This window comes from Mycobacterium sp., assembly GCF_032159775.1.
Lineage (GTDB): Bacteria > Actinomycetota > Actinomycetes > Mycobacteriales > Mycobacteriaceae > Mycobacterium.
On record NZ_JAVHWK010000031.1, the window covers coordinates 1 to 10798 of the forward strand.

Here is a 10798-nt window from a genome sequence, read left to right on the forward strand (position 1 = left end):
GCACCTACTCCGCTCTGTGACCTGCGCGTCGTGGAGATCAGCGACCGCATCGCCGGCGCTTACTGCGGGAAGCTGTTCGTCGATGCGGGCGCCGACGTCGTGAAGGTCGAGCCCGCCGCGGGCCATCCGCTGCGTCGCTTCACCGCAACCGGCGCCAAGCCTGCCGAGGGTAGCGATTCACCGTTGTTCAGCTATCTGTCGGCCGGAAAGCGGAGCGTGACAACCCTTTCCGCGGATCTGTTGGCCGCCGCCGATATTGTGATTGTGACGGGAACGCGATCCGCTGCCACTGCGCATGGCATCGATCCGGCCCAGCTGCTCGAGGCGCGGCCCGATTGCGTCGTCGTGACCATCTCCGACTTCGGCTGGACGGGGCCGTGGTCGGAGCGGCCCGCGACCGAGTTCACCCTGCAGGCCGACTCGGGGCTCACCGGCTTTCGCGGCGACCCCGAGGGGCCGCCGATCTCGATCGGCGGTGACCTCGGCGAGTACATGGGCGCGGCCTGGGCGGCGTACGGCGCGGTGGCGCTGCGCCGCCGCGTCGCACGCGGCGGCCCGGGCGGGCACCTGGACTTGTCCATGCTCGAGGCGATCACGTTGATGCAGAGCAGCGAATGGCTGCACTCGCAGCTGCTGAAGAGGCCACCCGTCAAACGCTCGGTGGAGGTGCCGTCGATCGAGCCCGCCAAGGACGGCTACGTGGGCATCAGCATGGTCACCGGCCAGCAGTGGCTGGACTTCGCCGCAATGGTCGACTGTCCCGACTTCACCGAGATTCCGCAGTTGCGGTTCCAGATCGGGCGATGGGATTACCGCGACTGGATCCGTGAACGGATCGACCCGTGGATGCGTGAGAGGACGGTCGCGGAGATCGTCGAGCTCGGCCAGCTCTTCCGGCTGCCGCTTGCGCCCCTCGGCAACGGTTCCACGATCGCGGACATGGATCACCTGAAGACGCGCGGCGTCTATATCGACAACCCCGCGGGATTCCGGCAACCGCGTGCCCCATGGCTCATGTCGATCGCTCGCCAGGCACCGGTTCGTCCCGCGCCGGCGGTCGGGGAAGCCGACAACGTATCGCTTTGGGCGCCAAGGCAATCTGCACCTCGCACACGGTCCGCGGAAGCGCCGCTGGCCGGAGTGCGGGTCATCGATTTCACGGCATTCTGGGCAGGCCCGGCCGCCGCACATGCACTGGCGGCCCTCGGAGCCGACGTCGTCAAGATCGAGTCGATCCAGCGGCCGGACGGAATCCGCTATTCCGGGGGAATGCGCACCGACGTCGACGACTGGTGGGAGTACGGCTGGGTGTTCCACGCGATGAACACCAACAAGCGGTCGGTCACGCTGGACCTGCAGTCCGCCGACGGGCTGCGGCTCGTCAAGGAACTCGTGCGCCAGGCCGATGTGGTGATCGAGAACTTCTCCCCGCGGGTGATGGATCAATTCGGCCTCGGCGCCGAAACGCTGCTCGAACTGAATCCCCGTGTCGTCGTCGTACGAATGCCGGCGTTCGGGTTGACCGGTCCATGGCGGGACCGGGTCGGCTTCGCGCCGACGATGGAGCAGATCGCGGGCCTGGCCTGGGTGACCGGTCTACCGGACGGCTTGCCCGTCGCACCCCGTGGCGCCTGCGATCCACTCGCGGGCGCGCATGCGGCGTTCGCGACGCTCACGGCGCTGGAGTTCGCCGACCGCACCGGCCGGGGCCAACTCGTGGAGGTCCCGATGATCGAGACCGTGCTCAACGTGACTGCGGTGCAGACAATGGAATTCGAGGTTTTCGGCAAGGTCATGAAGCGCCGTGGCAACCGCGGGCATAGTGCGATGCTGCAGGATGTCTACCGGTGCGCCGGCGATGACAACTGGATCGCGGTGAGCGTGCGTACCGACGACGAGCTCTCTGCGTTGGCCGAACTCATCGGCGGCAAGGGTGTCGACGTCGAGGAGTGGCTGATCACCCAGGACGTCGATGATGCCGTGGAAAAGATCACGGCGGCAGGGATTCCGGCGGCCGTGGTGGTCTCGCCGTCATTGGTGACCGAGAATCCACAGTTGGTGCAGCGCGGATTCTTCGAGCGGCTCGAGCATCCGAGGACCGGCGCAGGCCTGTATCCGTGTCCTCCGTTCGCCCGGCTCGACGATGCACGCAAATGGCTGCTTCGAACACCGCCGACGTTGGGTCAGCACAACGAGGAGGTGCTCACGGAGTTGTGTGGGCTCACCCTGGATGATCTGCACCGGCTGGCCGACGAGGGTGTCATCGGCACCAGGCCGAAGGGTGCATGAGGCAGTTAGCGTCGGGTCACCGAGATAGGCATTCCGTCGAAGATCGTCATGTTGTTGGTGAGGTTGGGATAGGTAACCTTTGGTGCGCCAAGGGTGATTTCGCCTGCATGACAGAGTAATTCGTCGAGCACCGCGCGTATCTCGGCACGGGCCAGCATCGCGCCGAGGCAATGGTGCGGTCCGCCGCCACCGAAGGTGACGTGCGGGTTCTCGGCGCGGCCGATGTCGAATGCGAACGGGTTGTCGAAAACCTCTTCATCGCGATTGGCCGAGCGCAGCATTGCCACCACCCGATCACCCTTCGGGATCGTCACACCGTCCATCTCGACGTCGATCTTCGTACTGCGTGTCCAGAACGTCACCGGCGAAGCCCAGCGCAGCACCTCCTCGACGGCGTTCGACCGGATGGCTTCGTCCTCCCGGTAGCGCTCGATCTGCTCGGGGTTGCCGGCGAAGGCCGCAAGCCCGGAGGCCAACGCGTTTTTGGTGGTGTCGCTGCCTGCGAATGCGATGACGAAGAAGAAGATCTCCAGTTCGTTGGCCGGGATCGACAACTCCTCGCCGTTCTCCTCGGTGACGACCGCGGAGGTCAACGTGCTCCAGATGTCGTCGGTGGGATTGCGCCGCTTCTCCGCGGTGAGTTCGGAAGCGTAGGTGAAAATCTTGCCGAACAGTTCCATCGCGTTCTGCGCTGCGACGGCGTCGTCCGACGATGCCACTTTGAGAATGCGGTCGAGCGTGTCGAAGATCTCGGGTCGGTCCTCTTCGGGTATGCCGATGATGTCGCCGATGACCGACATCGGGAGCACGTCGGCGACATCGTCGATCCAGTCGCCCCCGCCCGCGGTGAGCAGCCGGTCCACCATTCCCGCGGCGCGCCTGCGAATGCCTTCCTCCAGCTTGCCAATGGCCTTCGGCGTGAAGGCGTGCGACATCACCCGTCGCCGCTTGAGGAGATCCGGTGGGTCCATGTTGATGATGGTCGGCGCCGAGCCGATGACGCCCACGCCCTGGATCAGCGGCCCGTCGGTCGCGGTGAAGGAGTCCGTGTCGCGGTGGATGCGCTGGGCATGCCGGTGCTTGGTGGCCATCCAGAAGTCCCGCTTGACGGTCTTCGCCACGCCGTCGGTCAGCTCGTGGTGGAACAGCGGCCGATCGCGGCGCAGCTCGGCGAACAGTTCGTCGGGAAAGCCGTTCTGCCACAGAGTGGAATCCGACAGGTCGACTGGTGTGGTCGTGGGCATGCAGGCTCCTGGGTTCGCTGTCCTTGACCTAGAATGCTTAAAATAGTAACAATAGACCGTGGACAGGGTCTGACCTGCCCAAATATGGCGCGGATGGAGACGGCATGACGGACACGATCGACGATCCCACCATCGATCCGTCAGAACGTGAGTTCGGCCCCAGCGGTATCAGCCTCTCGAAATACCGCTTCCCGACAGGCTGGTTCATCGTCGGTTTCGCCTCCGAACTGGAGAACGGCCAGGTCAAGCGAGCGCACTACTTCGGCGAGGAATTGGTCATCTTCCGCACCGCGTCGGGCAAGGTCAATGTTCTCGACGCCTACTGCCTGCACCTGGGCGCGAACATGGGGGTCGGCGGCACCGTCGAAGGCGAGCACATCGTCTGTCCGTGGCACGGCTGGCAGTGGCGGGGAGACGGCACCAACGCGCTGATCCCGTACAGCAAGATCGGCTGCAAGCAGAACGTCAAGATCAAGAGCTACCCCGCCCAGGAGTGGTACGGGTTCATCGTCGTGTGGCATGAACGCCATGGCCGGGCACCCTATTGGCAACCGCCCGTGCTTCCCGAACTGGAAACCCACGACTACTACCCATTGCACCCGCATTCCCGAATGCTCAACCGGGTCAAGGTGCATGCGCAGATGATCATCGAGAACGCGGCCGACCCGTATCACGTGCAGTTCGTCCATAAGGCCGACAGCGCCGCCAGCACAACGTCGTTCGACGCGAACGGCTACCACCTGCACGCGACGGTGACCGCGAACTTCGGCGGCGGCCGCGCATCGACATGGCTCACGCCCGACGGACCAGTCGACGCGAACATCATCTATGACAACTACTCGCTTGGCCTGGGCATCGTGCGCTTCCCCAAAGAACTCGTCGAGACCATTGAGGTGACGGGCCAGACCCCCGTCGACGAGGACTACACGGACTACTTCTACACCCAGGCGTCGGTTCGCGAACCCGGCGATACCGGCGAGCAACCGGCAGGCCGCGCCGCGAAGTTTCTTCAGTTGCAACAGGAAGTCATCAAGCAGGACTTTTTCACCTGGGAGAACATGAAGTACCTGGAGAAGCCGAATCTGGCTCCCGAGGAAGCTCGCGACTATGCCGCACTGCGGCGATGGGCGCACCGGTTCTATCCGGGAGAAGAGCCGTCGCCAATCGACTTCGGGTACACCGCAGGCGGCGAGCCGGACCCGGCGGCGGCGGGTGCCTGAAGCCGGTAGGCCGATCGGCCCGATCGGCCCGTCGCAGTTCGGTGTCGAAAGTTTCACGATTCCGGATGTGCTGGACCGGCGCGCCGAGCAGATCGGCGACCGCACGATGATGACGATCGCCGGCACTCCGGTAACGTTCGCGCAGATGCGAGATCGTTCGTGTGCAGCCGCGAACGTGTTGGCCGACAACGGTGTTGCGAGGGGTGACACCGTTGCACTCTTCACGGCGACGTGTCCCGAGTGGGTGTACTTCTGGCTCGGCGCAGCGCGGGTCGGGGCTGTGACGGCGGCGGTCAACGTCGCCAACAAGGATGATTTCCTGGTGCACGCTCTGCGACTGTCGCGCGCCAAGGTCATCATCACCGATGCCGAACGGCTTGGTCGCCTGAACGAAATCGTCAACCGGATCGAGACGGCGAGAACCACACTGGTCATTGGGGATTCGTTGACCGAAGCGTTGGTGCGCGCGTCCAGCGTCCCGCCTGACGCCGACCCCATCGGTCCGGACGAGTTGGCGGCACTGTTCTTCACCTCGGGCACCACCGGACCGTCGAAGGCCGTCGCAACAACGTGGCACTATCTGTTCACCGCCGCGGCAGGGGTGGCGACGGCCTGGGATCTCGCTGCGGGTGACGTGGTGTGGAGCGCCATGCCGTTGTTCCACCTGAGCGCTGCGCCCTCAGTGCTGGCGCCGATGCTGCTGGGCGCGACGACGGTGTTGTCGGCGGCATTCCGGCCGAGTGAAGTGTGGGACGAGATACGGTCATGCGGCGCAGCGGGTTTCGCAGGCGCGGGGGCCATGGTCTCCATGCTGTGGAACCAGCCGCCGGATGCCCGCGACTCGCAGTTGCCGTTGAGATTCATTTCGGCCGCCCCTATCGCAGCCGATGTGTACCGCGACATCGAGCAGCGTTACGGCGTCAGGGTCGTGACGATGTACGGCATGACGGAAGCCTTCCCGATCGCCTACAAGAGGTTCTCCGAGGATGGTGTACCCGGAACGTCGGGGCGAGTGAATCCCGCCTTCGATGTCCGCATCGTCGACGGTGACGGGATGCCCGTGCCCGCAGGCTCAGTCGGCGAGATCACGTGCAGGGCGAAATCGGCCAACGCGATGAGCCTGGGCTATGTCGACGCAACCGCGGTCGACTCACAGTTGGTGGTCACGCCGCACGGCGACTCGTTCGGTACCGGCGACCTCGGCTCCTTCGACGACGACGGAAATTTGACCTACATCGACCGGGCGAAGGACTCGCTGCGGCGGCGCGGCGAGAACGTCTCCTCGGTCGAGGTGGAGACGACGGTGATGCGCCATCCCGCAGTGCTCGAGGCGGCGGCCGTCGCCGTACCCAGCGACCTGGGGGAGGACGACATCCTGGTCGTCGTCACGATTGCTCCGCAGGTGGACTTCGACCACGCCGAGCTTTTGGACTTCTGCTCTGCACGGATGCCCTACTTCTGCGTACCGCGATATCTGGAAGTGCTCGACGAGTTACCGAAGAACGTCATCGGACGAGTCCGCAAGGACCTGCTACGAAAGAGGGGTCTGGGCGTAAACGTCTGGGACCGCGAGGATCACGGCTACATACTCAGTCGCTAGGACGGGAGACACACATGGCGATGACCTATCAGCAGGAGTTCGTGCTCGCCGGGGTGGCCGGGCGCGCGGCAATCCTGAACCTGAACGCCCGGCACAACCGGTTGTTCGCGGCAGGCGACTTCGGCGGCTGGATTGCGACCTTCCGTCACGCGGGTGCGACGTTCGTGCGCGACGGGCAGACATTCACAAATCTCCGCGAGGCGTTCGACGGCGGCAACGACCAGAGACTGGTGACCGTCGACCACGAGATCACGGTCGACGGCGTCGACGCCACCGCGCACTGCGTCGCGTTGCTGTTCGTCGGAGCGGAATTGCGCGCGACCGGGACCTTCCGCGACCGGCTCATCTACGAGCGGGGCGGGTGGTACTTCACGTCCCGTGAGCTCGAATGGGACGTTGTGCCGAGCAAAGATGCGTTACCGGTATGAGCCCGTGACCGCGGGCATCCGCTACGAGTTCGCGTTCGGCACCTACGAAGATGCCCTGCGCATGGTCGGCGTGCGCAGCGAGCCCAGATTTGCAGGCACCGCGGTGAGTGCGGCTCGCATCCAGCATTTCGCCGCCACGGTGCAGGATGGCAACCCCGCTTACTGGGATGCCGACTTCGCCACGCAGGTGTGGGGCGGACTTGTCGCCCCACCAGCGTTGTTGATGGGCTGGCTGATTCCACCGCCATGGCTGCCCGATGGGCAGCGTCCGATTCCGTCAATCGCGATTCGCGTCCCGCTTCCGGGTACCACGTTCATCAACGCGTCCAATGACGTGGAACTCGTGACCCCGGTCATAGAGGGCGACCGACTCAAGGTGGTCGAGGAGGTCGTCTCGGTGTCTTCGGAGAAGCGAACGAAGGTCGGTGTGGGCCATTTCGTCGAGACGTTCGACAGCTACTACGGCCAGGACGGGTCCCTCGTGGCGACGAACCGAAACACGTTGTTCCGATTCACCCCGACGGCGTCGCCGTGAGCAACTACCGCAAACTGGCGTGGAGCGATGTCATTGTGCCGACCGACCTTGCGGAAGTCGTCGACAAGATCAGCTATCAGCGCGTAGTGATGAACCCAGGCGCGACCTGGGACTACTTTCCCGGCCACTATGACCCTGCCTATGCCGAACGTCACGGGCATCCAACGATCTTCGTGAACACGATGCATCTCGCGGGTTTCATCGACCGGATTGCGACCGACTGGGCTGGGCCGTACAGCCGGGTGGTGCGGCGCAAGGTGTCGATGATCGGTTCCGTCTATGCGGGCGACTCGATGGTCGGCCGTGGTCGTGTCGTCGACAAGCGACACGAGAAGACCGGTGACACCATGCGGCACCTGGTGGACCTCGAGATCGCCATCTTCAACCAGCGCGACGAACTGTGCTGCCCGGCCGAGGTGACCCTGGAGCTCTCGGGGTAGAGCGGCACTGCCAGTGACGCGTCCATTCACGGCACATTCATCGCTGACACCCTGTCAAAACACAGGTTCGGCGCTTTAGCTTCTCCCATTCCGACGATGCAATGGGGGTGGCATGTGATGAAGGCAGTTATCTCGGGTATCACCGTCGGCGCCGCCGGTGGGTTGGTGTTGCTGGCCGCAGGCATCGCGTCGGCGAGCACCTCCGCACCGCCGGACGTGGTCGGAATGACCTACAGCGACGCGGTTTCGAAGATCGAGGACGGCGGCGGCACGGCAAAGATCCAAGTCACCGTGGGTGACCGGCAGGCCGCGATGGGCGACTGCCTGGTAACCAGCGCCACGAATGCGCCGTTCATGGAAGTGTCCGACGGGGCCTTTCAGCACGTTGACAGCGTCGTCTTGCTGGCCCTCAACTGCGACAGGGGTGTCGCGACGGCGACCACGCCGGGCGCCTCGCTGGGCAGCCCGGACGGCCGGGCATTCCAGGACAAGGCGGAGAAGGCCGCCGCGGCTGCAAAGCAGGGACAGTAAGACCTCTACGTCAACGGCAGTTCGCCCGCGGTCACCGTTGACTGCACCTCGGTGTACTGCGAAAGACCTTCGGGGCCGAACTCGCGGCCGATGCCGGACTGTTTGAACCCGCCGAACGGCGCGCTGGTGTCGAGCTGGTACATATTGATTCCGTAAGTGCCGGTGCGGATCTCGCCTGCGATCTGGAGACCGTGCGCGACGTCGGCCGTCCACACTGATCCGGCCAGTCCGTAGTCGCTGTCGTTGGCGATCCGGATCGCGTCGGCTTCGTCCCCATAGCGCAGCACGGTCAGCACCGGGCCGAAGATCTCCTCGCGGGCGATCTTCATGTCGTTGGTGGCCTCGGTGAACAGCGTCGGCCGGACATACCATCCGCAGTCGTGGGGGGCATCGACGCCGCCGACAACCACTTTCGCGCCTTCGTCGATGCCGGACTGAATGTAGCCCTGGACCCGCTTTTGCTGGCGCTGGGCGACAAGCGGACCGACGTCGGTGGACTCGTCGGCCGGGTCCCCGACCTGGAGTCCGGACACCATGTCGGCGAGCGCATCGACGACCTCGTCGTGCCTGCGCTCGCTGACCAGTATCCGCGTCTGCGCAACGCATGCCTGTCCGTTGTTCATCAGCCCTGCCATCTTGAGATGTCTGACGGTGTGGTCGATGTCGGCGTCGTCGAGGATGATCGCCGCGGACTTGCCGCCGAGTTCGAGGCTGACGCGTTTCAGCTGTTCACCACACACCGCGGCGATGTGCCTGCCGGTGGCCGATGATCCGGTGAACGCGATCTTGTCCACGCCCCGGTGCCGGACGAGGGCTTCGCCGGTCTCCCCGCCACCTGGCACGATCGACACGACGCCCTCCGGCAGATCGAGCTCATCGAGCATCTCGGCAAGCCACATCGCATCGAGCGGCGTCTCCGGGGCCGGCTTGACGACTACGGTGCACCCTGCGATCAGCGCCGGAATCAGCTTGGGCATGATCAACACCTGGGGGACGTTCCACGGCACGATTGCGCCGACGACGCCGACGGGAGCACGCCGCACCTGAACCTGGCCGAACAGTCCCTGTCTGCGTTCCACCCAGCCGAAGTCCTTTGCCGTGGCCAGGGTCAGGTACATCTGCGATAAGGCCCCGTTCGCCTGGCCCAACCGGCTGAAGGTGCGCGGTGACCCCATCTCGGCGGTGATGAGATCGGCCATCTCCTCCGCGTGGGCGGCATATACGGTGGTGAGCTTTTCGATCTTCTCCATTCGCTCCGAGACCGGGAGCCGTGGCCATGGCCCGTCGTCAAAAGCCTTGCGCGCGGCCAACACGGCCAGGTCCACATCGCTCGGAGCGGCTTGCGGCGTCTCGCCGATCGGTTGCTCGGTGTGCGGCGAGATCACCGAGATCCGTTGCCCGGTTGACGGCTTCTGCCAGCGGCCACCGATGTAAAGCCGGTCGTAGGTGAGGGATCTCACGGCGCCTCCGCCCGTCGGCTAAAGTTGCTATTGCTGCTAACATAGCAAAAAAGAAATCTGGGAGTGCCCGTGGGTGATGACTGGCGTCGGTATCCGTACGAGCTGGTGCCGGGCGACCCGCATTTCGTCTTCCCCACCGCTGAAGCCAACCACCCCACGTGCGAGTCGGACACGTGGTTCCTCGCAGGCGAACTCACCGGCGAAGCCGATCGAAAGTTCGCCTTTCTGACCATCTTCAACAAGAACAGGCCCGGGCAGGCGATCGTCGCCGACTTTTACACGCTCGCACTCTTCGACCTCGACAACGGCACATACGGCACCTTCACCGATTACGACATGCCGTCGACCAACAAGAAGAGCGACGTGGCGGCGAAGCTCACGGTGGGCGACGAGCACTTGGACATGACGTACGACAGCCGTGCAGGCACCGCGGTCTGGCGTACCTGTCGGGACGAGGCCGGCGACCTGCTGCCCTACACGTATGACGTGACCTTCTGCGGCACCGACCAGCACGGCGGTGAGATGCGACTGGACCTGCACGTGACGCCGTCGCGCGCGCCCGTGCCGCTGGGTGCCGCTGCCTACAACGGCACCATCGAGTGTTTCGGGCAGGCGACCACGTATTCGTACTTCCAGACCGGCATGACGATGGCCGGAACGCTGTCATGGGGTTCAGTACAGGAGAAGGTGAAAGGAACCACCGGGCACGTCGACCGGCAGTGGTTTCCCTTGGTGGCCAACGACGGTGGCGGGACGGGCGACATCCGCGCCCGCGCCCACGAATGGCGCACGATCAATCTGGACAACGATGTCGACCTGAGCATATGGCGGCAGTTCGACCGAACCAACGGCAATGCGCTGCAGCCGTTCTCGGGCGCCACGACGAGCTCCCCGGACGCCGAGCCCGAGTATGCGGACGACATCGAGGTCACCGTCACCAGCTACGTGCGCTGGCCCGCGTCGATCCGCACGTTGGTGCCCCCGCCCGCCGAGGTGCGGTTCATGCCCGACCGCCACCGGTTGACGTCGCAGAAGCTCGACCTGGACCTGA

General features: G+C 64.7%; 10 protein-coding genes. 8 read left to right on the plus strand and 2 right to left on the minus strand.

Annotation, left to right across the window (positions count from 1 at the left end; genetic code table 11):
* Positions 1-2289 (plus strand): CaiB/BaiF CoA-transferase family protein (locus tag QOJ24_RS03490; protein WP_526259140.1); only part of this gene is annotated, 2289 nt, incomplete at its 5' end.
* 5 nt (positions 2290-2294) lie between these two features.
* On the opposite strand, the gene QOJ24_RS03495 is transcribed toward QOJ24_RS03490, so the two are convergent.
* Positions 2295-3533, minus strand: a complete 1239-nt coding sequence (locus QOJ24_RS03495; RefSeq protein WP_526259142.1) for a cytochrome P450 — start codon at positions 3531-3533, stop codon at positions 2295-2297.
* Between the two features lie 104 nt (positions 3534-3637).
* On the opposite strand from QOJ24_RS03495, the gene QOJ24_RS03500 reads away from it, so the two are divergent.
* The 6 genes from QOJ24_RS03500 (at position 3638) to QOJ24_RS03525 (ending at position 8287) form a co-directional block, all read left to right on the plus strand.
* Positions 3638-4753, plus strand: coding sequence for an aromatic ring-hydroxylating oxygenase subunit alpha (locus tag QOJ24_RS03500; protein ID WP_526259144.1), 1116 nt, complete (start codon positions 3638-3640; stop codon positions 4751-4753).
* The gene (locus tag QOJ24_RS03505) at positions 4746-6353 is read left to right on the plus strand and encodes an AMP-binding protein (RefSeq protein WP_526259146.1); all 1608 of its coding nucleotides are present in this window, start codon (positions 4746-4748) and stop codon (positions 6351-6353) included. The genes QOJ24_RS03500 and QOJ24_RS03505 overlap by 8 nt, the downstream gene beginning before the upstream one ends.
* A 14-nt stretch (positions 6354-6367) precedes the next feature.
* Positions 6368-6781, plus strand: a complete 414-nt coding sequence (locus QOJ24_RS03510) for a nuclear transport factor 2 family protein (RefSeq protein ID WP_526259148.1) — start codon at positions 6368-6370, stop codon at positions 6779-6781.
* A complete protein-coding gene (locus QOJ24_RS03515) occupies positions 6765-7316 on the plus strand; it encodes an FAS1-like dehydratase domain-containing protein (protein WP_526259150.1) in 552 nt (183 codons plus the stop codon). The genes QOJ24_RS03510 and QOJ24_RS03515 overlap by 17 nt, the downstream gene beginning before the upstream one ends.
* Positions 7313-7756, plus strand: coding sequence for a MaoC/PaaZ C-terminal domain-containing protein (locus QOJ24_RS03520; RefSeq protein WP_526259151.1), 444 nt, complete (start codon positions 7313-7315; stop codon positions 7754-7756). The genes QOJ24_RS03515 and QOJ24_RS03520 overlap by 4 nt, the downstream gene beginning before the upstream one ends.
* 117 nt (positions 7757-7873) lie before the next feature.
* Entirely contained in the window at positions 7874-8287 is a 414-nt protein-coding gene (locus tag QOJ24_RS03525; RefSeq protein ID WP_526259153.1) for a hypothetical protein, read from the plus strand.
* A 5-nt stretch (positions 8288-8292) separates the two neighbouring features.
* Here QOJ24_RS03525 and QOJ24_RS03530 read toward each other — a convergent pair whose 3' ends face one another.
* Positions 8293-9747 carry an aldehyde dehydrogenase gene (locus QOJ24_RS03530; protein ID WP_526259155.1) on the minus strand — a complete coding sequence of 485 codons (1455 nt, stop codon included), beginning with the start codon at positions 9745-9747 and terminating at the stop codon, positions 8293-8295.
* A gap of 69 nt (positions 9748-9816) precedes the next feature.
* Here QOJ24_RS03530 and QOJ24_RS03535 point away from each other — a divergent pair.
* On the plus strand, positions 9817-10798 hold a 982-nt coding region (locus QOJ24_RS03535), incomplete at its 3' end, for a lipocalin-like domain-containing protein (protein ID WP_526259157.1).